Annotated in this window: 23 protein-coding genes and 1 pseudogene; 20 read left to right on the forward strand and 4 right to left on the reverse strand. The window is 42.3% G+C overall.

Going from position 1 to position 24204, the window contains the following annotated elements; translation table 11 throughout:
* Positions 1-69: 69 nt before the first annotated feature.
* Positions 70-3126, reverse strand: a complete 3057-nt coding sequence (rne, locus tag EAE90_RS18535) for a ribonuclease E (RefSeq protein WP_214054724.1) — start codon at positions 3124-3126, stop codon at positions 70-72.
* Between the two features lie 559 nt (positions 3127-3685).
* Here rne and rluC point away from each other — a divergent pair.
* Positions 3686-4645 carry a 23S rRNA pseudouridine(955/2504/2580) synthase RluC gene (gene rluC / locus EAE90_RS18540; RefSeq protein ID WP_214054725.1) on the forward strand — a complete coding sequence of 320 codons (960 nt, stop codon included), beginning with the start codon at positions 3686-3688 and terminating at the stop codon, positions 4643-4645.
* Position 4646: 1 nt separating this feature from the next.
* On the opposite strand, the gene EAE90_RS18545 is transcribed toward rluC, so the two are convergent.
* Positions 4647-5234 carry a Maf family protein gene (locus EAE90_RS18545; protein WP_214054726.1) on the reverse strand — a complete coding sequence of 196 codons (588 nt, stop codon included), beginning with the start codon at positions 5232-5234 and terminating at the stop codon, positions 4647-4649.
* 142 nt (positions 5235-5376) lie between these two features.
* Between EAE90_RS18545 and yceD the strand changes: the two genes are divergently transcribed.
* From yceD to EAE90_RS18635, 18 genes are all read left to right on the forward strand, one after another.
* Positions 5377-5901, forward strand: a complete 525-nt coding sequence (gene yceD, locus EAE90_RS18550) for a 23S rRNA accumulation protein YceD (RefSeq protein WP_214054727.1) — start codon at positions 5377-5379, stop codon at positions 5899-5901.
* 12 nt (positions 5902-5913) lie between these two features.
* On the forward strand, positions 5914-6084 hold the full coding sequence (rpmF, locus tag EAE90_RS18555; protein ID WP_011147057.1) for a 50S ribosomal protein L32: 171 nt from the start codon (positions 5914-5916) through the stop codon (positions 6082-6084).
* A 29-nt stretch (positions 6085-6113) separates the two neighbouring features.
* Entirely contained in the window at positions 6114-7151 is a 1038-nt protein-coding gene (plsX, locus tag EAE90_RS18560) for a phosphate acyltransferase PlsX (protein WP_214054728.1), read from the forward strand.
* Positions 7152-7157: 6 nt separating this feature from the next.
* Positions 7158-8111 (forward strand): beta-ketoacyl-ACP synthase III, encoded by a 954-nt coding sequence (locus EAE90_RS18565; protein ID WP_214054729.1) that lies wholly within the window; start codon positions 7158-7160, stop codon positions 8109-8111.
* Between the two features lie 24 nt (positions 8112-8135).
* Entirely contained in the window at positions 8136-9068 is a 933-nt protein-coding gene (gene fabD, locus EAE90_RS18570; RefSeq protein WP_214054745.1) for an ACP S-malonyltransferase, read from the forward strand.
* An 8-nt stretch (positions 9069-9076) separates the two neighbouring features.
* Entirely contained in the window at positions 9077-9811 is a 735-nt protein-coding gene (fabG, locus tag EAE90_RS18575; protein ID WP_214054730.1) for a 3-oxoacyl-ACP reductase FabG, read from the forward strand.
* Positions 9812-9965: 154 nt separating this feature from the next.
* Entirely contained in the window at positions 9966-10202 is a 237-nt protein-coding gene (acpP, locus tag EAE90_RS18580) for an acyl carrier protein (RefSeq protein ID WP_011147052.1), read from the forward strand.
* Between the two features lie 73 nt (positions 10203-10275).
* Complete coding sequence (fabF, locus tag EAE90_RS18585; protein WP_214054731.1) at positions 10276-11517, forward strand: beta-ketoacyl-ACP synthase II; 1242 nt, start codon at positions 10276-10278, stop codon at positions 11515-11517.
* A gap of 238 nt (positions 11518-11755) precedes the next feature.
* Positions 11756-12580 (forward strand): aminodeoxychorismate lyase, encoded by an 825-nt coding sequence (gene pabC, locus EAE90_RS18590; protein ID WP_214054732.1) that lies wholly within the window; start codon positions 11756-11758, stop codon positions 12578-12580.
* A gap of 66 nt (positions 12581-12646) precedes the next feature.
* Positions 12647-13672 (forward strand): endolytic transglycosylase MltG, encoded by a 1026-nt coding sequence (gene mltG / locus EAE90_RS18595; RefSeq protein WP_214054733.1) that lies wholly within the window; start codon positions 12647-12649, stop codon positions 13670-13672.
* Positions 13669-14307, forward strand: coding sequence for a dTMP kinase (gene tmk, locus EAE90_RS18600; protein ID WP_214054734.1), 639 nt, complete (start codon positions 13669-13671; stop codon positions 14305-14307). The genes mltG and tmk overlap by 4 nt, the downstream gene beginning before the upstream one ends.
* On the forward strand, positions 14307-15290 hold the full coding sequence (holB, locus tag EAE90_RS18605; protein ID WP_214054746.1) for a DNA polymerase III subunit delta': 984 nt from the start codon (positions 14307-14309) through the stop codon (positions 15288-15290). The genes tmk and holB overlap by 1 nt, the downstream gene beginning before the upstream one ends.
* A 31-nt stretch (positions 15291-15321) precedes the next feature.
* A complete protein-coding gene (locus EAE90_RS18610; protein WP_214054735.1) occupies positions 15322-16107 on the forward strand; it encodes a metal-dependent hydrolase in 786 nt (261 codons plus the stop codon).
* Between the two features lie 71 nt (positions 16108-16178).
* Entirely contained in the window at positions 16179-16535 is a 357-nt protein-coding gene (hinT, locus tag EAE90_RS18615; protein WP_214054736.1) for a purine nucleoside phosphoramidase, read from the forward strand.
* Positions 16536-16715: 180 nt separating this feature from the next.
* Entirely contained in the window at positions 16716-17285 is a 570-nt protein-coding gene (gene lpoB, locus EAE90_RS18620) for a penicillin-binding protein activator LpoB (RefSeq protein WP_214054737.1), read from the forward strand.
* 61 nt (positions 17286-17346) lie between these two features.
* A complete protein-coding gene (gene thiK / locus EAE90_RS18625; protein ID WP_246550932.1) occupies positions 17347-18135 on the forward strand; it encodes a thiamine kinase in 789 nt (262 codons plus the stop codon).
* A 60-nt stretch (positions 18136-18195) separates the two neighbouring features.
* Positions 18196-19218, forward strand: coding sequence for a beta-N-acetylhexosaminidase (nagZ, locus tag EAE90_RS18630; RefSeq protein WP_214054739.1), 1023 nt, complete (start codon positions 18196-18198; stop codon positions 19216-19218).
* A gap of 405 nt (positions 19219-19623) precedes the next feature.
* The gene (locus EAE90_RS18635; RefSeq protein WP_214054740.1) at positions 19624-20928 is read left to right on the forward strand and encodes an NAD(P)/FAD-dependent oxidoreductase; all 1305 of its coding nucleotides are present in this window, start codon (positions 19624-19626) and stop codon (positions 20926-20928) included.
* Between the two features lie 85 nt (positions 20929-21013).
* Here EAE90_RS18635 and EAE90_RS18640 read toward each other — a convergent pair whose 3' ends face one another.
* Entirely contained in the window at positions 21014-22690 is a 1677-nt protein-coding gene (locus EAE90_RS18640; protein WP_214054741.1) for a S8 family peptidase, read from the reverse strand.
* Between the two features lie 395 nt (positions 22691-23085).
* Positions 23086-23325, reverse strand: a pseudogene (locus tag EAE90_RS18645) (IS30 family transposase); the annotation flags it as partial.
* A 563-nt stretch (positions 23326-23888) separates the two neighbouring features.
* Between EAE90_RS18645 and EAE90_RS18650 the strand changes: the two are divergent.
* A complete protein-coding gene (locus EAE90_RS18650) occupies positions 23889-24113 on the forward strand; it encodes a hypothetical protein (RefSeq protein WP_214054742.1) in 225 nt (74 codons plus the stop codon).
* The last annotated feature ends 91 nt before the right edge of the window (positions 24114-24204 follow it).

The following is a 24204-nucleotide window of genomic DNA, read 5'->3' on the forward strand; positions in this document are numbered from 1 at the left end:
TTGTGGGGTTAGTGGTAAAAAAAATGGCTCCCCAAAAAGAGCCATTCTGCTAATATTAAATAATGTTATTTATTCGAAAGACTGCGGTTTAGCCATTGGTGAAGTGGCCGCATTAGTGGCTGAATGACCTCCAGCGCCCCCTTTCCCTTCAAAATGAGAAAAAGGCCGTTGCCATTCGTTAATAACAATGGATTTTTCAATCATCTCAGGGGCTGGAGCTTTGGTCATCGGCGCATAAGCATGATGAACTTTGGCCATAATGGCAACAGGTTGTTTAACCATTTCATCCTCACTCTCTTCGACAGTTATCACTGCTGCAATTTCTTCAGAAACAGCAATGCTTTCTTCTGTTTCAGGGTAGTGCTGCTCAAATTCAAAGGTAATCGGCGTTATTGCAGCAGGTTCAATAACTGACGGCACTTCCTGCACTGATTCAGTTTGCTGTAGAACAATGTCATTTTGTTCTGTAATGTCTGTTTCAGGTTTGCTCCCATCCTGGCGAGTTTCCAGCGTCTCCGCTACATTAGGCGATTCAGTGATGGTTTGTTCAGATTCTGCAACAACGGTGATTGCAGATACTGTTTCTGCTGCTATTGCCGACAATACCTCATTTTGCTGTTCGATCATGGCAATTTCCTCAGGAGTTTCTATGGAAATCGGAACCACCGGATAGCGAACCCAAACTTTACCGGAAGCCATTTCTGGTGATGCAACAGCCATAGATAATGGTACCGGTGATTGAAGTAGATTTCTTTCATCGCGGTAACGGCGGCGGCGCTGACCACTAACGCGCAAATGGCGAGGTGAGCGACGAGAGCGGCGTGGCATAACATTATCTTGTTGCTCTTTATTTTCAGCCAGTTGTTGTGGCTGAACTGTTTCTACAGGTATTTCAACAGGTACTGGTAATTGCTCTTCTGTAACAACAGGGACCGGCAATGAAGCGACAGCCGTAACTTCTTTCACTTCATCTATGATGCGAACTTTTTGTTCAAGCTGACGACGTTGGCGACGCGGTGCAACTGGCAGACGTTCTTCAACCTCATTTTCAACGACTTCTGGCTTCTGGATTTCAAGTTGCTGCTGGCGTTTTTCTTCCTGACGACGGCGTTGACGTTCAGCACGTTGTTCGCGACGTTGCTGCTGTTGAGCTTCACGAGCAGCCGTATCTATCGTCACGTTGTTATCTTGGGTGCCATTTTTCTGTTGAGTGCTACGATTTTTCCGTTGTTCGTCACGATCACGGTTATTACGTTGCTCATCACGCAGATTATTATCATCACGATCTTTACGTGAATTTTGACGACGTTGGTTGCGTCGTTCAGAGGAGCGACGGCTATCATGACCGGATAATTTATTCTCTTTTTTCTGGGCCGGTTTTTCTTCTTCTATGCTGAACATCTTTTTCAAAGCAGTTAAGAAGCGGCTTAAGAGACCAGGTTGTTCCGTTATAGTTTGAGCAGGGCGGTTAGGCTTTTTCTCTTTTGCTTTATGTGATGGTTGCTGTGCTGGCGTATCGGTTGGCAAAGCAAAAGCAGAAATAGCGGGCTGTTCAGGACGCTTGCGTTCAGGTTGGACATCTTCTTGAGGATTTGTCGTTCCAGTTTCATGAAATTGAGGAAGCAGATAACTCAGTGTAGAAATTTCCTCACCCTTACGCACGCGTAGGACAGAGAAATGAGGAGTCTGCATTTGATCGTTAGGCACGATCACCACGCCAACGTCTCCTTGACGGCGCTCAATTGCACTGACTGCCTGGCGTTTTTCGTTTAGTAGATATGAAGCGATTTGTACTGGAACAATAGCATGTACTTGATGCGTGTTCTCTTTCAGTGCCTCTTCTTCAATCAGACGTAAAATGGATAGCGACAGGGATTCATTATCACGAATAGTCCCTGTGCCGCTACAGCGTGGGCAAACGTGATGGCTGGATTCACCTAGCGATGGACTCAGGCGCTGACGGGACATTTCCAGTAGGCCAAAGCGGGAAATACGGCCAATTTGAATACGAGCGCGATCCTGACGAACAGCATCACGTAGGCGGTTTTCCACTTCACGCTGATGGCGTACGGGGGTCATATCGATAAAATCGATAACAATCAAACCACCAAGGTCTCGCAGACGTAACTGACGGGCAATTTCATCCGCTGCTTCAAGGTTGGTATTAAAAGCTGTCTCTTCGATATCCCCTCCGCGTGTCGCACGGGAAGAGTTAATATCGATCGCAGTTAATGCTTCTGTGGTATCGATAACCACAGCACCGCCTGATGGCAGGCGAACTTCACGCTGAAATGCAGATTCAATCTGTGATTCAATCTGATAATGGCTGAACAGGGGAACTTCGCCACTATACAGCTTGATTTTACTGGTGAAATCCGGGCGGCCAAGTGCAGTGATATGCTGCCGCGCCAGATCGAGAACTTTAGGATTGTCGATTAAAATCTCACCGATGTCTGGACGCAAATAGTCGCGGAAAGCACGGACGATAACATTGCTTTCTTGATGGATTAAGAATGGCGCAGAGCGGTTTTCGGCGGCTTTTTTGATCGCTTCCCAGTGTTTAAGGCGGAATGATAAATCCCATTGCAGTGCTTCTGCGGATTTACCGACGCCCGCCGTGCGGACGATCAGTCCCATTCCTTCCGGCACTTCTAGCGATGCCAACGCTTCTTTCAGTTCTGTGCGGTCATCTCCTTCGATACGGCGGGAAATACCGCCGGCGCGAGGATTATTAGGCATTAATACCAGATAACTGCCCGCCAGGCTGATAAAAGTGGTTAAGGCAGCCCCTTTATTACCACGTTCTTCTTTATCGACTTGAACGATAACTTCCTGGCCTTCCCTGAGAACATCTTTGATATTAGGGCGGCCATGAGGATGGTAGTTATTGGGGAAGTATTCGCGGGCTATTTCTTTAATAGGAAGGAAACCATGCCGTTCAGCACCATAGTCAACAAAAGCGGCTTCCAAACTAGGTTCAATTCGGGTGATTTTACCTTTGTAGATATTTGCTTTTTTTTGCTCGTGTCCTGGGCTTTCGATATCCAAATCATAAAGACGTTGCCCGTCGACCAGAGCAACACGCAACTCTTCTTGCTGAGTTGCGTTGATTAGCATTCTTTTCATTGTAACTTACTCATTATTTTTTACATTAGTTATAGAGCTACGGGCAAATATAGATGAGCGACTGGTAACCGATGGTCTCGTGTCTTTTACAAATCCGTCAACCTCCCGGTTGTCGTTTGTATAGAGACGCATATTTTCGGCAGGTCTGAATTTTCACTTAGAAAACAGTACCCTTTTCTAGGAATAATCTGCAAATATAAATGAAGCGGATTTGATCCAATTCCAGTAATCTGCTACCCGTAGCCCGCTAATTATTTGATTTCCCAGTACGTCTTACGCCATTGCTGCGTTTTTGTGCAATCAAATAAAGAACAAACGTTTAACTTCGCCATTCAGGATTAAAAAACTGATGGTGGCTACGTATTATTCCATTGCTGTTGGGGTGATAGCAAGGTGACTTTATGTCTTTAAGCGGTTTTTCTGATGAAATAGGAAGAAATAGTTAATATTTAATCTTTATCTTAAAGTAGGAAAGGTAACAGCCAGAAAGTATGCGTGATTTTTACGCATATTTAAAAATGAGTAGCACTCTGCTTGAGTGGTAATTAAAATTGCTATCATGAAAACGAATAATCAAATTGTACAATTTGTCACTATTGATGACGATGAGGCCGGACAGCGTGTTGATAATTTTTTATTAGCGCGTTTGAAAGGGGTTCCTAAGAGCATGATTTACCGGATTGTGCGTAAAGGCGAGGTTCGGGTAAACAAAGGCAGGGTAAAACCTGAGTATAAATTGTTTGCGGGGGATATCGTCAGAATTCCGCCGGTTCGGGTTGCAGAACGACAAGAAGCGCCGGTTTCAGCTAAATTGGATAAAGTTGCTGTATTAGGCGATTGTATCTTATACGAAGATGACCACATCCTGGTGCTTAATAAACCTTCCGGTACGGCGGTTCATGGCGGCAGTGGCTTAAGTTTTGGCGTTATTGAAGGGCTACGGGTTTTGCGTCCGGAAGCAAAATTCCTTGAATTGGTGCATCGTTTGGATCGTGATACTTCAGGAATTCTACTAATTGCTAAAAAACGCTCAACTTTACGCGCATTGCACGAGCAATTACGACTCAAACAGATGCAGAAAGACTATCTGGCTTTAGTACGAGGACAATGGCAATCACATTGTAAAGTCGTTCAGGCTCCATTGCTGAAAAATATCCTGCAAAGTGGTGAGCGGATTGTTAAGGTGAGCAGTGAAGGTAAACCTTCTGAAACGCGTTTTAAAGTAGAAGAGCGTTTTACCAATGCAACGTTAGTGAAAGCCAGCCCTGTAACAGGTCGGACTCATCAAATCCGCGTTCATACCCAATATGCTGGGCATCCGATCGCTTTTGATGATCGTTATGGCGATAAGGTTTTTGATTCGCAATTGTCAGATACGGGTCTAAATCGCCTATTTTTGCATGCCTGTGCGCTAAAATTTACTCATCCTTCGACAGGGGAGACATTACGTCTTGAAGCGCCGATGGATGAGCAGTTGCGCTATTGTATAAAAACGCTACGTCAAAATCACAATAATTAACCTATCTCTCCGTCAGAGGGTTTACCCCCTGGCGGATTAATAATTCAGTCAATGTAATTAATGGTAAACCGATTAGCGTATTCGGATCTTTCCCTTCAAGTCGTTCAAATAAAGTAATTCCTAATCCTTCGCTTTTAAAGCTTCCGGCACAATTAAGGGGGTTTTCCGCGGTTAAATAAGCCCAGATTTCATCATCAGTTAGTTCTCTAAAATAGACATTGAATAATTCACAACGGGTATCGACTATTCCTGTTTTACTGTTGAAGAGAGAAATACCGGTATAAAAGGTGACGCAATGACCACTGGCTTGCCGTAATTGTTTAAATGCATTTTCAAAACTGTGGGGTTTGCCGGTAATTTCGCCATTAATAACGCAAACCTGATCAGAACCAATAATCAAATGCTGAGAATATTTTGCTTGTAACGCCTGTGCCTTAGCTTGTGCCAAACGCATGACGAGCTGTTCTGCATTTTCATTCATTCGAGGTGTTTCATCAGTATCAGGAGCCGCGCATATAAAGGGTAAACGAAGTTTTTCCAGTAACATGCGGCGGTAAGCTGAGGTGGAAGCTAAAATGATTTGTGTCATAATTTTTCCAAAAGACATGGCGAAATAATTGCAGGCATTTTAAACTAGGCACAGCTTAATAAGCGAATATTTGGCGGAAAGGTGCAGATGTGTGGCCTTTTTCTTTGACTATATCTCATTACAAAGATAATATGCGCGCCTTATGCAAAAGGTAAAATTACCCCTAACCATTGATGCGCTTCGCGCAGCTCAGAAACGATTAGACTACGCAGGTAGTTATTCACCTGAGCAAGTTTTGCGTATCGCGGAATCTGTGGTTAGCGTGGACAATGATGTAGACAGCGTTTTATCGTTTCAGATAGATAACCAACGTCTGGCGGTTGTGCGTGGGCATTCCGATGTGGATGTTACGCTTGAATGCCAGCGTTGTGGCGGTAATTTCAGCCATCACGTTCACATAACATATTGTTTTAGCCCGGTCGTCAATGATGAACAGGCTGAAGCATTACCGGAAGAGTATGAGCCAATTGACGTTAACGAATTTGGCGAAATAGATTTGCTGGCAATGATTGAAGATGAAATAATTCTTTCTCTGCCGGTGGTTCCGGTACATGATTCTGAACACTGTGAAGTGTCCGAGGCGGAAATGGTGTTTGGTGAATTACCTCTAGAGGCTGAAAAACCAAACCCATTTGCCGTATTAGCCAGCTTAAAGAAAAGTACTTAAGGAGTAAGGTCAATGGCCGTACAACAGAATAAACCAACTCGTTCTAAACGTGGTATGCGTCGTTCTCATGATGCACTGACTGCACCATTACTGTCTGTAGATAAAACTTCTGGTGAAACTCACCTGCGTCACCATGTGACTGCTGATGGCTACTACCGTGGCCGCAAAGTCATCAACAAATAATCTCCGCCAGTCATTAGCAAGTTAATACCTTGACTAATCTGACTTTAGCGTTAGATGCCATGAGCGGGGACTTTGGTCCTCGCGTTACGGTGCCTGCTGCATTGCAGGCACTGGCGTCTAACCCTAGACTTAAATTATTGCTGGTCGGGATCCCCGATATCATTTCTCCGATGCTTGTAAATAGTGATGCTGAGTTGCTCAGTCGTTTACAAGTGATTCCTGCTGAACGGGTTGTGGCTAATGATGCGAAACCATCGCAAGCGATTCGCAACAGCCGAGGAACGTCAATGCGTATTGCCCTGGATTTAGTAAAATCAGGTGAAGCGCAGGCGTGTATCAGTGCAGGAAATACTGGAGTATTGATGGGGTTATCTAAATTGATGCTAAAATCTATAGAAGGCATTGAAAGACCTGCTTTAATGACCGTGTTGCCAAACTTGAAGCAGCGGGAAACGGTTGTATTGGATTTAGGCGCCAATGTTAATTGCGATAGCCGCATGTTGGTACAATTCGCCATTATGGGTTCAGTAATGGCCGAGGAAGTCGTGGGAGTAGTTAATCCCGCGGTAGCATTGCTTAACATTGGTACAGAAGAGAGTAAAGGGCTGGATAATATCCGCGAAGCCGCCACCATTTTAAAGAGCATTCCGACAATAAATTACATTGGTTATCTGGAAGGTGATGAATTACTGACAGGTAAGAGTGATGTACTGGTATGTGACGGCTTCGCAGGTAACGTGACGTTAAAAACGATGGAAGGGGCGATCAGAGTTATCTTATCCCTGCTTAAATCATCGGATGGACAAAAGAAAAAATTTTCCTGGTTGTCGAAAATAGTCAAGAAGTGGTTGCAAAAACGGATGACAAAACGCTTCGGTCACCTGAACCCTGACCAGTATAATGGCGCATGTCTGTTAGGATTATATGGAATTGTAATCAAAAGCCATGGGGCGGCTAATGAGCATGCGTTTAAAGCCGCAATCGAACAGGCTGTTCAGGCCGTTGAAAGGCAGGTTCCTGATAGAATTGCTGCACGCCTGGAAACAGCATTACCCAAGAGTGACTGAACATACATGTATACAAAAATTTTAGGTACAGGTAGTTATCTGCCTGCGCAAGTGCGTACTAATGCTGATTTAGAAAAAATGGTAGATACTTCTGATGAGTGGATTGTTACCCGTACAGGTGTCCGCGAACGTCGTATTGCTACTGATGATGAAACCGTTGCGGTTATGGGGTTTCGGGCCGCCAAGAAAGCAATTGAAATGTCGGGCATTGATAAAGATCAGATTGATTTAATCATTGTTGCAACAGCTTCATCCACCCATGCTTTCCCCAGTTCTGCGTGCCAAATTCAGCACATGTTGGGTACCCAAAATTCAGCGGCTTTTGATATTTCTGCCGCTTGTTCTGGTTTTGTTTATGCACTGAGTATTGCTGATAAGTTTATTAGAACCGGTGTGGCAAAACATGCATTGGTTATTGGTTCTGATTCTATTACCAGAACACTTGATCCAGAAGATCGCGGAACACTTGTCCTGTTTGGCGATGGTGCAGGCGCTATGGTGGTAGGGGCTTCTGATGAGCCAGGAATTCTTTCAACTCACCTTCATGCAAACGGTAGCTATGGTGAATTGTTGGTATTGCCTTATCAGGAGCGTCAGAATCTAAAAGAACCAGCGTATGCTAGTATGATCGGTAATGAAGTATTTAAGATTGCAGTTCGTGAATTGGCTAACATAGTTGATGAGACTTTAGAAGCAAATAACTTGCCGTATAGTGAGTTGGATTGGCTGGTGCCTCATCAGGCTAATTTGCGTATTATCGCAGCGACAGCTAAAAAATTAAACATGACAATGGATAAAGTAGTGGTAACGCTAGATCGTTACGGTAATACTTCTGCGGCATCGGTACCCACAGCATTTGATGAAGCAGTGCGTGATGGCCGGATTAAGCGTGGTCAGTTAATCTTAATTGAGGCTTTTGGTGGTGGCCTTACTTGGGGTTCAGCACTGATACGTTTTTAATTTGACAGGAAGATGAACATGTCTATGTCTGAATTTGCAATGGTATTTCCTGGTCAGGGTTCTCAAGACCTTGGTATGTTGGCCGATTTGGCTACGGCGTTCCCGGTTGTCGAGCAAACTTTTGCTGAAGCATCTGATGTACTGGGATATGATCTTTGGGCACTGGTTCAACAAGGGCCTGAAGAAGAACTGAACAAAACATGGCAAACTCAACCCGCATTGTTGGCAGCGTCAGTTGCTATTTGGCGGGTTTGGCAGGAAAAAGGTGGAAATGCGCCATCACTAATGGCTGGACATAGCCTTGGTGAATATTCTGCACTGGTTTGTGCAGGTGTCATTGATTTCAAACAAGCAATCAGACTTGTTGAACTGCGTGGCAAATTGATGCAAGAAGCTGTACCTGAAGGTGTTGGTGCAATGTATGTTATTATCGGTTTAGATAATGAATCCATTGATCGTGCCTGTAAAGAAGCAGCTCAGGGGCAAGTTGTTTCCCCTGTTAACTTTAACTCACCTGGTCAGGTTGTTATTGCCGGTGAGAAAGAGGCGGTAGAGCGTGCTGGCGATGCATGTAAAGCCGCAGGTGCGAAACGTGCGCTGCCTTTGGCAGTCAGTGTACCGTCGCATTGTGCACTGATGAAACCCGCCGCAGATAAGCTGGCAGTTGTTTTAGAAGGGATTGAATTTAGCCATCCTCAGTTCCCGGTGGTAAATAATGTTGATGTGGAAATAGAACAATCTGCTGAAGCTATCCGTGATGCACTGGTACGACAACTCTATAACCCTGTCCGTTGGACAGAAACAGTTGAATTTATTGCTGGACAGGGTGTCGGGCGGCTATTAGAAGTAGGGCCAGGTAGAGTTTTGACAGGTTTAACTAAACGAATTGTCAATACCTTAAGTGCAGCAGCAGTTAATGACACAGCTTCACTAGTAACTGCATTGGAAAATAATTGAGGAACAATATGAGATTAGACGGAAAGATTGCATTAGTAACAGGAGCTAGCCGTGGGATCGGCCGTGCAACTGCTGAACTATTAGCAGAGCGTGGAGCCTATATCATTGGTACAGCAACAAGCGAAAAGGGTGCTGAAGTCATCAGTGCTTACCTTGGTGAAAAAGGTAAAGGTTTTGTACTGGATGTCACTGATCCCGAATCGATTGAACAACTTATGTCTACCATCCGAACAGAGTGGGGTGGGCTTGACATTTTAGTGAATAATGCGGGTATCACAGGTGATAACCTAGTGATGCGCATAAAGGATGATGAGTGGCAGCATGTTATTGACACTAATCTTTCATCCGTTTTCCGTATGACAAAAGCGGCAATGCGCTTCATGATAAAAAAACGTTATGGCCGCATCATCTCTATTGGCTCTGTTGTGGGATCGATGGGGAACACTGGGCAGGCAAGCTATGCAGCGGCGAAAGCAGGTCTTGTTGGTTTCAGTAAAACATTGGCTCGCGAAGTGATTTCCCGCGGTATTACTGTTAACGTTGTTGCGCCAGGGCTTATTGAAACTGATATGCTAAAAGCGTTGCCAGAGGAACAGTTGGCGAACTTTTCGAAAGATATCCCCGCTAAGCGGCTTGGGGATGTAAAAGAAATTGCTAGTGCTGTGGCTTTCTTTGCTTCTGATGAAGCGGCTTACATCACAGGCGAAACATTACATGTCAATGGCGGCATGTACATGAACTAAAAAATGAGCGAACCAGTTGCATTTTTTGTGTCAAATAACGCAAAATAGTGCAAGTTTGTGGTTCGACCAGCCGGGATTGGGTTGCATCTTTTCCTGTATTTTATAAACTACGAAAACCATCGCGAAAGCGAATTTTGATAGGAAATTTAATAGCATGAGCACTATTGAAGAACGCGTTAAAAAAATCATCGTTGAACAACTTGGTGTTAAAGAGGAAGAGGTTGTTAATTCAGCTTCTTTTGTAGATGACTTGGGCGCTGATTCTCTTGACACAGTTGAACTGGTAATGGCTCTGGAAGAAGAGTTCGATATCGAAATTCCAGATGAAGAAGCAGAAAAGATCACTACAGTTCAGGCAGCTATTGATTACGTCCAGAACCAAAGCGAATAAGTGAACACACCTAGGCGGTCATTCGACCGCCTATGTTTCTGCCCTAAATAATTTCCCTCCCTGGAGGATAAGCGTGTCTAAGCGTCGAGTAGTTGTGACCGGACTAGGCATGTTATCTCCTGTCGGTAATACAGCAGAATCTTCTTGGAAAGCTGTTTGTGCCGGACAGAGTGGTATCAGCCTTATTGACCATTTTGACACCAGTCACCATGCAACTAAGTTTGCTGGTCTGGTTAAAGATTTTAATCATGAAGATTTCAATATTTCGCGCAAGGATGCACGAAAAATGGATGACTTCATTCAATATGGTATTGCAGCAGGTGTGCAAGCCATTGAAGATTCCGGAATTGAAGTAACAGAAGCCAATGCTAGTCGTTTTGGTGCTGCTATTGGTTCTGGTATTGGTGGTTTGGGTCTGATTGAAGAAAATCACGGAGCATTGGTGGCGAGTGGTCCTCGTAAGATCAGCCCATTCTTCGTACCTTCTACGATCGTAAACATGGTAGCAGGTCATCTGAGTATTATTTACGGCTTGCGTGGTCCAAGCATTTCTATCGCTACAGCATGTACATCAGGTGTACATAATATTGGTCATGCTGCCCGTATTATTGCTTATAATGATGCTGACATTATGCTGGCAGGTGGTGCGGAAAAAGCCAGTACTCCTCTAGGGGTTGGTGGTTTTGGCGCTGCCCGTGCTTTATCTACCCGTAATGATAATCCACAAAGTGCAAGTCGTCCGTGGGATAAAGACCGCGATGGCTTTGTTCTGGGGGATGGCGCAGGTATCTTGGTACTGGAAGAGTATGAGCATGCGAAAAGACGTGGTGCGAAAATTTACGCAGAAATCGTTGGCTTTGGCATGAGCAGTGATGCTTATCATATGACGTCTCCGCCAGAAAATGGTGCAGGTGCTGCGTTGGCAATGGAAAATGCGCTGAAAGATGCCGGTATCACTACCAAGCAAGTGGGATATATTAATGCTCACGGTACTTCAACACCGGCTGGTGATTTAGCGGAAGCCCATGCGGTTGAGTTGGTGTTTGGTGAAGGCACTGATGTTTTAGTGAGTTCCACCAAATCAATGACGGGTCATTTATTGGGTGCTGCGGGGGCGGTTGAATCTATTTTCACTATCCTGGCATTGCGTGATCAGCTTGTTCCGCCAACTATCAACCTGGAAAACCAGGATGAGAACTGCCGTCTGGATTTCGTGCCAAATGAGTCCCGTAAGGTAGAGGGGATGGAATATGCATTGTGTAACTCTTTCGGTTTCGGTGGTACTAACGGCTCACTGATTTTTCGTAAGATGTAAACCTAATTGACAGACAAAGCCTGATATTACAGAAAATTGCTGTTGAAAGCCTCTCGGTATGAATGTGTAAATATTGAGAGGCGACGAAATAGAGAGCTCCAATAGTTAATAATTATTGGAGCTTTTTTTGTGACAAGAATCATGGGCATTTTTGCACTCGTGTCAGCGATATACTATGATACCGTCTGTTGATAAATTGATTGAAATGCCTTTTTTGAGTAATTAAGAATAAAGTTATATGTATTGGATTAATGAGGAGCGGAGCGACTATTTACCAGTGAATGATCGTTCAGTTCAATTTGGTGATGGTTGTTTCACAACAATAAAAATAGAACAGGGGCAGGCTGCTTTATTGCCACTGCATATCCAAAGATTACAAAAAGGCGTTGAAAGGTTATATCTTCCACAACCCGATTGGCAACAGCTTGAAAGCCATATAAAACAGATTGCTTCCACAACTGAACAAGGTGTACTTAAAGTTATTATCTCCCGCGGAACCGGAGGGCGTGGTTATAGTGCTGAGGGTTTTACGCAATCCAATCGGATTTTGTCTCTTAATCCTTATCCTGATAAATATTTGAAACAGCGTCAGAAAGGTTTATCTCTGGTGCTCAGTCCGATACCGATGGGAATAAATCCTTATCTTGCTGGAATTAAACACCTTAACCGATTAGAACAGGTATTGATTAAATCATTTATCGAAAAATCAAATGCTGATGAAGCCTTGGTACTTGATACTGATGGTTTTTTGGTTGAATGCTGTACTGCAAACATTTTCTGGCGTAAAGGAAAAGATGTGTATACTCCTGATTTACAAGGCTGTGGTATCGAAGGGGTGATGCGGAGAAGAATAATCACGTTATTATCGGAAAGTGATTATTACTTTTCCTGTGTAAACTGCTATCCCGAGACATTGGCGGATGCAGATGAGGTGATAGTCTGTAATTCTTTAATGCCGGTGATACCTGTCAGAGAAATTCAAGTTCATGAAAATCAGCCCACATGGAAATATCAGTCAAGGGAGCTGTATGATTATTTGCTTCCTGAATGTCTGAAGTTGTAATTCACAACGTGTCTAAATGAATAGTGTGTCTAAGTGAACAATGTGTTTAAGTGATTAGATTAATTGATGAAACGAAAAAAAAGTCTTTTTACTCTATTGGTTTTGATTGTCATTACGGCAGCAATATTACTCTATGCTGGCTACAAAAAAGTTGAAAAATTTGCGGATCAAACACTAACAATTAAACAGGATCGAATATTTACCTTACCAGCCGGTATTGGTCGTCATGGTTTGGAGGTGTTACTAGTTCGGGATAACTTGATTAAAGATAGTCATCTTTTCCTTTGGTTATTAAGACTGGAGCCAAAACTTGCCGAGTTTAAAGCGGGAACTTACCAATTGACACGAGAAATGACGTTGCGGGAAATGTTGCAATTATTCTCTAGTGGTAAAGAAGCGCAATTTACGGTCCGTTTTGTTGAAGGTAGCCGTTTATCTGATTGGTGGAAAATACTACAGCAATCTGAATATCTTAAGCATGAATTGGATAATAAAAATGCTCAGGAGTTGGCTGAGATACTCGATATAAAAGATACAGATACTTTGGAAGGATGGCTTTATCCTGATACCTATCACTATACGGCAGGTACGAGCGATGTGGCATTGCTGAAACGAGCATATCGACAGATGAAAATGACGCTTGAAGAGGAGTGGGAAGGGCGCGACAAAAATCTGCCTTATAAGAATGCTTATGAAATGTTGATTATGGCGTCGATTATTGAAAAAGAGACGGGTGTTGAGGCTGAGCGGACAAAAGTTGCTTCTGTATTTATTAATCGTTTACGGTTGAACATGAAGCTTCAAACTGACCCGACCGTAATTTATGGTTTAGGCGAAAAATACACAGGCACTATTTTTCGTAAAGATTTAACGACATTAACGCCCTACAATACTTATATGATTAATGGCCTGCCGCCTACACCGATTGCGATGCCTGGTCTCGCTTCCATAAAAGCGGCTGCCCACCCGGCAAAAACTGAATTTCTCTATTTTGTGGCGAATGGTAAAGGCGGCCATACTTTTACGACCAATCTAGCTGCGCATAATAAGGCGGTAAATATTTACCGTCAGAGGTTAAAACAAGACAAATGAACGGCAAATTTATTGTTATTGAAGGGCTGGAAGGTGCAGGAAAAACGTCAGCGATGAAAACAGTCGTTGACATATTGCAGCAGCACGGTATTCAGGATCTAATTTTTACCCGTGAACCGGGTGGAACACCACTGGCAGAAAAGTTACGTGGGTTAATTAAACAAGGTGTTGAAGGTGAATCTCTGACGGATAAAGCAGAGGTGTTAATGTTATACGCAGCCAGAGTTCAATTAGTCGAAAATGTGATTAAACCTGCTTTGGCTCGCGGTACATGGGTTGTGGGTGATCGTCATGACCTCTCTTCCCAGGCATATCAAGGGGGAGGGCGTGGTATTGATAAAAACTTGATGACTTCGCTACGTGATACTGTGCTTGGTGATTTTCGTCCTGACTTGACAATTTATCTCGATCTTCCTCCTCAAATTGGTCTATTGCGTGCCCGTGAACGTGGAGAGTTAGACCGAATTGAAAAAGAGTCGATGGATTTTTTTAATCGTGTGCGTAGCCGTTACCTGGAGTTTGCAGCACAAGATAAGAGTATTGTTACCGTTGATGCGGTTCAACCGATAGAGCAAGTACAAGCAGATGTTTATCAGGTACTTGAGCAATGGCTAAAGCAGCAGGAAAATGGCTGATGAATTGGTATCCGTGGCTTAATCAGGCATATCGTCAGTTGGTGGAATCTCACCAGCAAGGACGAGGCCATCACGCTTTATTGGTTCATGCTAATGCAGGTACTGGGGCTGATGTGTTGATCTATGGATTAAGTCGGTGGTTGATGTGTCAGAATAGGCAGGGGATGAAAAGCTGCGGCAAGTGTCATAGTTGTCACCTGATGATGGCAGAAACCCATCCTGATTGGCACATTATGACTCCGGAGAAGGGTAAAACCAGTGTTGGTGTGGAAGCGGTACGGCAGATTACGGAAAAGCTTTATAGCCGTTCTCAGCAAGGCGGGGTAAAAATTGTCTGGTTGCCTTTGACCGAGTGTTTGACAGATGCTGCGGCTAATGCATTATTGAAAACGTTGGAGGAGCCGCCAGAACATACCTATTTTCTTCTGGAGTGTCGGCAGCCCGCCAGCCTTTTGGCAACTTTACGCAGCCGCTGTTTTTACTATTTTCTGCCGGTACCCGAGACGGAAAGCAGCCTTTATTGGTTGCAAAAACAGTTGCCTTTAATTTCTTCGGTTGATGCAATGACAGCGTTGAAACTGTCTCAGGGGGCCCCTGTGGCAGCAGAGCAATTATTGCAACCGGAGCAATGGCAGATACGGGAACAGTTTTGCCAGGCTGTTAAACAGGCTTTGGATAAACGTGATGCTTTGTCACTTTTACCCCAACTTAATCATGAAAATGCGCCACAACGTCTTCATTGGCTTATCAGTTTGTTACTTGATGCGGTGAAGTGGCAACAGCGGGTACAGCGTTATTGCATCAATCAGGATCAACAAACGCTGATTTATCAATTGAGTTCCATGCATACTATGACTGTTTTGCTGCAAAGCGTTGGTGATTGGATGTCTTGTCGTCATCAATTGCTTTCAGTAGTGGGCGTAAATTGGGAATTGTTATTGGCAGAACAGTTGCTCAATTGGGAAAAACAGTTTACTTCATAACCCTGAAATCTTTTTGTATACGAGTTTAAATATGTTGTTAGTTGATTCGCATTGTCATCTCGATTGTCTCGATTATGAAAATCTACATAAAAATGTAGATGATGTTGTTGCAAAAGCGGCAGATCGGGAGGTTAAATTTATGCTGGCAGTAGCGACAACGCTACCCGGTTTCCAGCAAATGAAAACGCTAATTGGTAAACGGGAAAATATCGTATTTTCCTGCGGTATTCATCCACTTAATCTGGATGAAGGTTATGACTTTGATGAGTTGGCGCGTTTAGCGGCCGGGAATGAAGTTGTTGCACTAGGTGAAACTGGATTAGATTACTATTATCAACAGGATAATGCTGAATTACAGCGAACCTCATTTCGTGAACATATCCGTATCGGACGCAAACTTAACAAGCCGGTTATCGTTCATACCCGTAGTGCCCGTGATGATACTTTAAAGGTATTGCGTGAAGAACAGGCGCGAGAATGTGGTGGTGTTTTGCACTGTTTTACGGAAGATAAAGATACGGCTAGGGAATTACTGGATTTAGGCTTCTATATCTCATTCTCTGGTATTGTTACTTTCCGTAATGCAGAGCAGATTCGTGAAGCGGCGAGATATGTACCGTTGGATCGTATTCTGATTGAAACCGATTCGCCTTACCTTGCACCTGTGCCTCATCGTGGCAAACAGAACCAGCCAGCCTATGTACGTGATGTTGCGGAATATATGGCTGTACTCAAAGGTGTGAGTGTTGAGGCGCTGGCAGAAGTGACTACACAGAATTTTTGCGATTTATTTCATGTTGATGTAGACAAAATTTGATTTATCAACTTGAATCTTTGGCTTGTAGGCGCTCATATATCTGTTATTTTTTGAATATAAAGGAAAATGTAATGGCAGAAGAAACTATTTTCAGTAAAATTATTCGCCGTGAAATACCTTCTGATATTGTTTATCAGGACGATCTGGTCACTGCATTCCGCGATATTTCTCCACAAGCACCGACCCATATTCTGATTATTCCAAATGTTCTGATCCCAACAGTGAACGATGTTAAACCGGAGCATGAAGCAGCATTAGGGCGAATGATGACGGTTGCAGCAAAAATTGCTGAACAAGAAGGCATTGCTAAAGATGGATATCGTTTGATTATGAACTGTAACCATCATGCGGGGCAGGAAGTTTATCATATTCATATGCATTTGGTTGGTGGTCGCCATTTAGGGCCATTGTTGATGAAGTCAATGTGAAGTACTGACATTCATGGATATGGGCAGATATTCGGGGATGTTTATTCCAAGATGGCCCCGAATATCTCGATTTTTAATAAATGCTGCAAATTTATCATTAGAGTTGAACTGATAATATATTGCTGCTGTCACAGCGAAAGCTTATCTGTTTTTTTAAAACTCTGTAATTGGAATAGGTTAATGAGAAGAATTCTTTTTGTAGCACTATCGGTTATGTTTTTGGCTGGATGTCCATCCTTGCCACCGGAGCAGCCTGAACCTCCGACGCCGGTTGTACCAGTGACCCCACCGGAAAAACCGACGCCGCCATCTGAAAAGGTGCCAGAACCTCCGAAAATGCGCACGATTGACTGGGAAGGTACTGTGCAGCCATTAGTAGAGCAATTAGTTAAGGCTCATGGGTTGGAAAGTGGGAAGCTACTGTTAGTTGATACAGTAAAAAATAATACCAATGGTGCATTACAAACCATGCAAGCAACCAATGCTTTGTGTCAGGCTCTCAGTAGCGAACATGTTTTTGAATTAGTACCGCAAAATCAGGTGCAAAGTGCCCGTCAATCTCTAGGCTTATCTGAGGAAGATAGTTTGGGATTGCGTAGCAAAGCGATTGGTCTGGCGCGTTATTTGAATGCCGATTATGTTCTCTATTCTATAGTTTCAGGTAACAGTGATAAGCGTGATATCGTCATGCAACTGATGCTGGTACAGACGGGTGAGATTCTCTGGTCAGGGCACGGTGACGTTAAATAATCATGATTGTTTATTGCGGGCATTGTGCAGGCAATGGCCGCATACCGAGGTAAGCGATTGGATGATAAGACCGTTAAACGGTCTGACGAATGAGAGCTATTATGCCACCAATGGTAAATATCATGTTGTCGGTCGTAGACAGTGGCAGCAGGGGAAACGGCTTGGCGTTAATCGCCAGCGTGAAAGCGCCATTTTGCGCCATCTCAGCCAAATAGAAATTGCTCCGCAAGTTATAGCAATGGTTTCTCACTGGTTGTTGTTGGAGTGGCTGCCCGGTCATGTTATTGGGCAAAATGAGTTTTCTCAGCCTGATTTTTTGCAAAAATTGGCGGCATTATTGGCTATTTTGCATCACCAGCCTCTGTTTGGGTACCGGCTTCAACTACGGCATCAGTTAGAAAGCCACTGGTTGCAAATTGATAAAGCGCGTCTTACTCCCCGCTGGTTGCGGCTGCATAAACGTTTTATGTCGTCTCCAATGCCTTCAATACTAAAATTATCACCCGCTCATATGGATGTGCATTATGGTAATTTGCTTAATACTTCTCGGGGGCTGAAACTCATTGATTGGGAATATGCAACTGATACCGATATTGGGTTTGCGCTAGCGACACTGTTTCGCACTAATCATTGGGATGAGTCGCAGCAGCAGGATTTTTTGAACGCCTATTGTTGTCAGCCATCAGGATACTTGAATCGAACGCGATTAGAACGCCAGATTAAACGTTGGCAACCTTGGGTTGATTATATGTTTTTGATGTGGTTTGAAGTGCGTTGGAGACAGAGTGGTGATCCACAATTTTTAGAATTAGCGCAACCGTTACGTCTCTCTTTTGGTCTAACGTTTTAAATTTCTATCACCACTGCATTGTGCATTGATTGCAATATATAAATACAAGTGAGGAATATTATGGGTCCGGTCATGTTAGATGTTGTTGGTTATGAGTTGGATGGTGAAGAGAAGGAAATTTTGCAACATCCACTAGTGGGCGGATTAATTCTGTTTACCCGTAATTTTTATGATGTTGAGCAATTACGAGAATTAGTGCGTCAGATTCGTAAGGCTTCCCGTCATCGTCTTGTGATCGCTGTTGATCAAGAAGGTGGCAGAGTTCAGCGTTTCCGTGAAGGTTTCACTTGTTTACCGGCGGCTCAATCTTTTGCTGGATTGAATGACAATCTCAGTGGCACTAAATTGGCGGAAGAGGCGGGTTGGCTGATGGCGTCTGAAATGATTGCTATGGATATCGATATCAGCTTTGCTCCGGTTTTGGATTTAGGTCACCAGTGTGCAGCTATTGGTGAACGTTCATTCCATGAAGATCCTGAACAGGCCAAGGTTATGGCGGAGCACTTTATTAAAGGCATGCATTCTGCTGGTATGAAATCGACGGGTAAACATTTTCCGGGGCATGGTGCTGTTAATGCTGATTCTCATAAAGAAACACCCTGTGATGATCGCCCGCTGGAAGTTATTTGTCATCATGATATGTCTATTTTTCGTGATTTTATTCAGCGCAATTTGTTGGATGTGATTATGCCGGCTCATGTGATCTATTCTCAGGTAGATGAGCATCCAGCCAGCGGGTCGTCATACTGGTTAAAATCGGTGCTGCGTCAGCAATTAGGCTTTGATGGCGTGATATTTTCCGATGATCTTTCTATGGCGGGGGCGGAGATGATGGGAAGTTACGTTGAACGCGGACAGACTGCGCTCAATGCAGGTTGTGACATGATTTTGATATGTAATAACCGTGATGGCGCGGTTAGTGTGCTTGATAATCTGCCTTTGACCAAAGTGGAGAAATTATCAGAATTGTATCATCGAGGTGGTCAATACAGCCTGAATGAGTTAAAGAATTCAAAACGTTGGCAACAGGCTAATAAAGCACTAACGGATTTGTATGAACAATGGCAGGATTGCGCACGGTAATTTGTAAAGTATTTGCGTTACTGCCAAATAGATGACCTTTAGCGTTAATTGTGCGGGAAAATATCCCGCTTTTTTGTGTACATAGCATGGTCACATTCCTGAAATTTCTTTGATATCAGGCTTTTTAAGGTATCTTTTTTGAGGCATATTTTATTTCCTATGTAAACAGGAAAATGAAATAAATAAGAGCTGAATCCAACCGGCTGAAAATAAATTGACAAATTTTGTGATTGATGTTTATTTATTCAAAAGAATTTGATGTTGTTCAATTTTGGTATGACCTACTAACCAGTCATGATATTCTGTAATTATCACATCGGTTATTTATATAAAACTAAATGTTATTTAAGGGTATTATTTTACTGCCCTTAAATAACATTTGGTTTACATTTTAGTGGAGTAGTCATGACAACACCAAAGAAGAGAATTGTTATCATTGGTGGAGGTGCCGGTGGTTTGGAGCTGGCAACCAGTCTGGGGCATAAGTTAGGTCGCAAGAAAAAAGCAGAAATTGTGCTGGTGGATCGTAACCAAAGTCATTTATGGAAGCCGTTATTACATGAAGTGGCAACAGGCTCCCTTGACGATGGGGTTGATGCGTTGAGTTATTTGGCTCATGCCCGTAACCACTATTTCAGTTTCCAATTAGGGACCTTGACTGATATTCACCGTGATAGCAAAAAAATTACTTTGGCTGAGATCAGGGATGAATATAACGAAGTACTGGTGCCTGAACGTGAATTGAGCTATGACATTCTGGTTATGGCTCTGGGCAGTACATCTAATGATTTTAATACACAGGGTGTGAAAGAGCATTGTATCTTCCTGGATAACCCACAGCAGGCTCACCGTTTCCATAATGAAATGTTGAATCTGTTTCTTAAGTATTCTGCAAATTGTGGTCAGCAAGATAAGGTTAATATTGCTATCGTTGGCGGTGGTGCGACAGGTGTTGAGCTCTCAGCGGAATTGCATAATGCGGTAAAACAGCTTAACAGTTATGGTTTTGAAGGGCTGAATTCAGAAGCATTGAATGTGACGTTAGTCGAAGCAGGAGAGCGAATTTTGCCTGCATTGCCGGCGCGTATTTCTGCTGCGGCACATCAGGAACTGACAAAACTTGGCGTTCATGTATTAACCAAAACTATGGTGACTAGTGCTGATGAACGTGGGTTGAATACTAAGGAGGGTGAGCTAATTAAAGCTGATCTCATGGTATGGGCTGCCGGTATCAAAGCACCTGATTTTATGAAAGATATTGCTGGTCTTGAAACTAACAGGATTAATCAGCTAGTGGTGAAGCCAACGCTGCAAACGACACTTGATGATCATATTTTTGCCATTGGTGACTGTGCATCATGCTCGAAGAAGGAAGGGGGTTTTGTTCCACCAAGAGCACAGGCGGCTCATCAAATGGCTAGCTGCTGTTACAGTAATATTATTGCTTTGCTGAATGACAAGCCGTTAAAAGAGTATACCTACAAAGATCATGGCTCATTGGTGTCATTGTCTAAATTCAGTACGGTGGGTAGTTTGATGGGCAATTTGATGCGTGGTTCAATGATGATAGAAGGGCGTGTAGCTCGCGCTGTCTATATCTCTTTATATCGTATGCATCAGGTAGCCTTACATGGATATATCAAAACTAGCTTGATGATGCTTGTTGGCGGTATAAACCGTGTAATTCGCCCGCGATTAAAATTGCATTAATGACTTAATTAATATAAGGCCCCCGTAGAATAACGGGTGGCCCTGCTAAAACATCACTACTTTAATCTGAAATCATTTACCTTAATTAAGAAAGCAAACGATCAACTAATTTGAAAGCATTTGCGACATTTGGTCGCGAGCCTATTCCTTGTAGTTCTCCTATTGTAAAACCGCTACTTCTAACCAATGTCGCTATTTGAGTGCAATTAAAATATTTATGATATTTTGATTTAGCATAGGACTGAATAAGTGCTAATGCCCCTGAGACTAAAGGTGTAGCACTGGATGTACCATTATAACCGCGAGTATAATTTCTATTATTTCCTGGTAGGTTCTGTAAGTTTGTATACCCAGTAGTTGTGACATTCTCGCCCCAAGAATTTAAACTGGTATGGAGATTATGATTGGAAAACCCTAATCGGTGTCCATTAATTGATGTACAGGCACCGATCATAATACCGCCAGGATCGCCATAATTAGGGAAAGTGAAGTCATAGGCTAAATTAATACCGCTATTACCAGAAGCGAAAATAATGATTGCTCCTGCATCAGCACAACTTTTTATTCTTTGCCAATTAGATTTAAGGTAGGTAAAAGGATAATATCTATTATTGGCTACAGTTTGAATATTTAAACTAATAATATCCCCAGGTGAAAAGCTATATATTATTCTATCAAAATCATCGACGTCATAAAAACGGAATTGACATTCGTGAGCAATACCCGTCACACCGAATTCATTATCTTTTGCAGCAATACAGCCGGTGGCTGCTGTGCCGTGATTACAATCTTGTGTTTCTGGGCGGCTGTTAATAACCGTAATATTACCAACTAAATCTTCATGATTTCTATAAACGCCAAAATCAAGATGGTGTACAGTGATGCCTTTGCCTTTATAATCTTCATCCCAGGCTTTTCTAATATTCATACCGTTGTGTTCGTCTAAATATCCCTGTAGATGAGAAAAATCAGGTGTAACAATATGAGTAGTATCAAATTCAGGAATTGTGGTTTCCTCTTTGGACAGAAGTAAAGGCGGTGGCGGTAGCTCTTTCAAAATCGGCGTAAGAGAACAAAATTCGACATAATTCAGTTTCTCCAGCTCATTGGCTAACTTAACTAAATCAGCATGATTAATATCAGCATCTATCTTGTAGAGGTGAATTAATTTACTGAATTCTGGTGTTTTCCAAGCTTTCTTATCTAAATCTTTTTGATTAAAAACAGGTTTTATCTCTATTGCGCTTTTATATGAATTAAAAATAGGTAATAAGTTATCTTTTTCTATTTCAAATTTTTTTAATCCATCAGGGGAAAACATAACCTCAAGATTATATTTCAAATTATTATTTGGGATATCATTATTTCCTTTTAAAGAGATAGTGTTATCTTTAGCAGGTGTTTGTTTCGGTGGTATATGGTTAATGTCGATATTATCAGTTTTGTTTTTATCTATCTCATCGATTTTCTTATTGATATCAAACAAGAAGTCTGATTCTTTTATTTCTATATTTTCTGGTGTAAGCTTAGCAACTGTTTTACCATCCTGAACAAGGATGGTTTCTATTGTATAATTTGCGGGTTTTAGTGAAGTCAAGCAGGCGAGTTGATTATCTTCACTATAACATTCATATATCTCTTTTGTATTTAAATTGGTTACGGTGTATTTTATTTCTGTATTGTTACTAATTTCACCGTGACATTTGAGATATAAATTACCGTCAAATTTTGCAGATTGAAAGTACTCAAGGGATATGTTCATTATCATTCTCCTCTTTGGTTAATTGCCTCCTCAGTATAACTATAATTGGGTATTTCATATTATTATTATTTCTTAGTCCATTGTTCTGTTAGAGAATAACTGAGCTATCTATATCCTATGGATTTCAAGATGCATCGCGGCGGCAAGGGAGCGAATCCCCGGTCACATAGATAACTATGTGACCGGGGTGAGTGAGTGCAGCCAACAAAGAAGCAACTTGAAAGATGACGGGTATATACTGATTATTGCTGAATGTGATTTTAGAATTAATTTATAATCGCTTTGGTGAGGAAGTTATTTTTCTTAAAATAAAAAGTAGGCTTTTATTAAGGTGGGTAAGTTTAAATGACCTTGTTAATAGCATGGGATATATTTACATAGTAAGTGCAATATCGTTACTCTGTAAGTAAACATATCCGTATTCCTTTAAATAATTCATTGGGTGTTTTACTACCCCGAGTGTTTCAGGGGCGATTACTTAATCGGTTTACCACAAAATCTATTTCCTGCTCAGAGATTTCATTAAAATTGGTTCCTTTTGGAAAGTATTGCTTGATTAACACATTAATATTTTCATTGGTCCCTTCTTTCCCAAGGTGAATAGGGTGAGAAAAGTAAATTTGCGCCTCTAATTTAGTTCATGCTCTGCAAACTCCAAACATCGTATCATCTTCCCAATCGCCACTACGTTCAACTTTCCAATTACAGAGAATGACGCGAACAAATCATGCTATTTATCCCATATAATTATGAAGGATTTAGGTTAAGTGATCTTCTGGCAGAGCGAGCGGCAGATAAGAAGCAAGATTGGCATGGATAACCCTAACCCCTCACATAACCATAAAAGACAATATTTAATCACAAATTTACAATAAGAATCACATTTCATTTTGAATCAATACTGAAATCAATCACTATAAATGTGATACATATCACATAATAAAAATAAAACAATAAAATTAATTTGAAATTATTAATGTTGATTATTAAATGATTAATATTAATCTATTTTTTATACAATACTGTTACAAAATAATCACATTGGCCTGATTTTTGCCTTGTCATATAACCTCTTGTTTTTGCTGATATCTTAACCAACCCCCTATTTTAATTGCCCGGTTGATAATCAACCCTAAACATTGATCGCTAAGTTAAATTTGTGGTTAATACTGTTTCGACATTGTGGAATAGAAAGTCAATGAAAAGCAGTATTTTAGTCTTAACGGTTTTTTGTAGCGTGGTTTCAGGCAGTCAAGCCGCCGATATCGCAGATCAACAACTCATTCATCAACAGGCCCGTCAGCAAGCCCTGGAGGCGCAATTAGCCCCGCCCCCTGCGGAGGTTCTCCTGTTTGTACCCGAACCCGCCGGTTTCCCAACCTCTCCCGTCACAGCCGGATTCAACCTGTATTGGCAGTATTAATTCAAATAGCAAAACTGCCGGTGGGTAGTGTTGTCTGGAGCAAAAATCATGAACAAGCAGTTATATCGTATTATCTTTAACCAATCTCGCC

Origin of the sequence: Photorhabdus caribbeanensis, from assembly GCF_018448885.1 — a bacterium.
Taxonomy (GTDB): Bacteria; Pseudomonadota; Gammaproteobacteria; order Enterobacterales; family Enterobacteriaceae; genus Photorhabdus; species Photorhabdus caribbeanensis.

What these genes read in the sequence shown, in the direction of transcription:
- rne (WP_214054724.1), bottom strand. Translation starts at nt 3,126, where the DNA reads ATGAAAAGAATGCTAATCAACGCAACTCAGCAAGAAGAGTTGCGTGTT.
- rluC (WP_214054725.1), top strand. Translation starts at nt 3,686, where the DNA reads ATGAAAACGAATAATCAAATTGTACAATTTGTCACTATTGATGACGAT.
- EAE90_RS18545 (WP_214054726.1), bottom strand. Translation starts at nt 5,234, where the DNA reads ATGACACAAATCATTTTAGCTTCCACCTCAGCTTACCGCCGCATGTTA.
- yceD (WP_214054727.1), top strand. Translation starts at nt 5,377, where the DNA reads ATGCAAAAGGTAAAATTACCCCTAACCATTGATGCGCTTCGCGCAGCT.
- rpmF (WP_011147057.1), top strand. Translation starts at nt 5,914, where the DNA reads ATGGCCGTACAACAGAATAAACCAACTCGTTCTAAACGTGGTATGCGT.
- EAE90_RS18565 (WP_214054729.1), top strand. Translation starts at nt 7,158, where the DNA reads ATGTATACAAAAATTTTAGGTACAGGTAGTTATCTGCCTGCGCAAGTG.
- fabD (WP_214054745.1), top strand. Translation starts at nt 8,136, where the DNA reads ATGTCTGAATTTGCAATGGTATTTCCTGGTCAGGGTTCTCAAGACCTT.
- fabG (WP_214054730.1), top strand. Translation starts at nt 9,077, where the DNA reads ATGAGATTAGACGGAAAGATTGCATTAGTAACAGGAGCTAGCCGTGGG.
- acpP (WP_011147052.1), top strand. Translation starts at nt 9,966, where the DNA reads ATGAGCACTATTGAAGAACGCGTTAAAAAAATCATCGTTGAACAACTT.
- pabC (WP_214054732.1), top strand. Translation starts at nt 11,756, where the DNA reads ATGTATTGGATTAATGAGGAGCGGAGCGACTATTTACCAGTGAATGAT.
- mltG (WP_214054733.1), top strand. Translation starts at nt 12,647, where the DNA reads ATGAAACGAAAAAAAAGTCTTTTTACTCTATTGGTTTTGATTGTCATT.
- tmk (WP_214054734.1), top strand. Translation starts at nt 13,669, where the DNA reads ATGAACGGCAAATTTATTGTTATTGAAGGGCTGGAAGGTGCAGGAAAA.
- holB (WP_214054746.1), top strand. Translation starts at nt 14,307, where the DNA reads ATGAATTGGTATCCGTGGCTTAATCAGGCATATCGTCAGTTGGTGGAA.
- EAE90_RS18610 (WP_214054735.1), top strand. Translation starts at nt 15,322, where the DNA reads ATGTTGTTAGTTGATTCGCATTGTCATCTCGATTGTCTCGATTATGAA.
- hinT (WP_214054736.1), top strand. Translation starts at nt 16,179, where the DNA reads ATGGCAGAAGAAACTATTTTCAGTAAAATTATTCGCCGTGAAATACCT.
- lpoB (WP_214054737.1), top strand. Translation starts at nt 16,716, where the DNA reads ATGAGAAGAATTCTTTTTGTAGCACTATCGGTTATGTTTTTGGCTGGA.
- thiK (WP_246550932.1), top strand. Translation starts at nt 17,347, where the DNA reads ATGATAAGACCGTTAAACGGTCTGACGAATGAGAGCTATTATGCCACC.
- nagZ (WP_214054739.1), top strand. Translation starts at nt 18,196, where the DNA reads ATGGGTCCGGTCATGTTAGATGTTGTTGGTTATGAGTTGGATGGTGAA.
- EAE90_RS18635 (WP_214054740.1), top strand. Translation starts at nt 19,624, where the DNA reads ATGACAACACCAAAGAAGAGAATTGTTATCATTGGTGGAGGTGCCGGT.
- EAE90_RS18640 (WP_214054741.1), bottom strand. Translation starts at nt 22,690, where the DNA reads ATGAACATATCCCTTGAGTACTTTCAATCTGCAAAATTTGACGGTAAT.
- EAE90_RS18650 (WP_214054742.1), top strand. Translation starts at nt 23,889, where the DNA reads ATGAAAAGCAGTATTTTAGTCTTAACGGTTTTTTGTAGCGTGGTTTCA.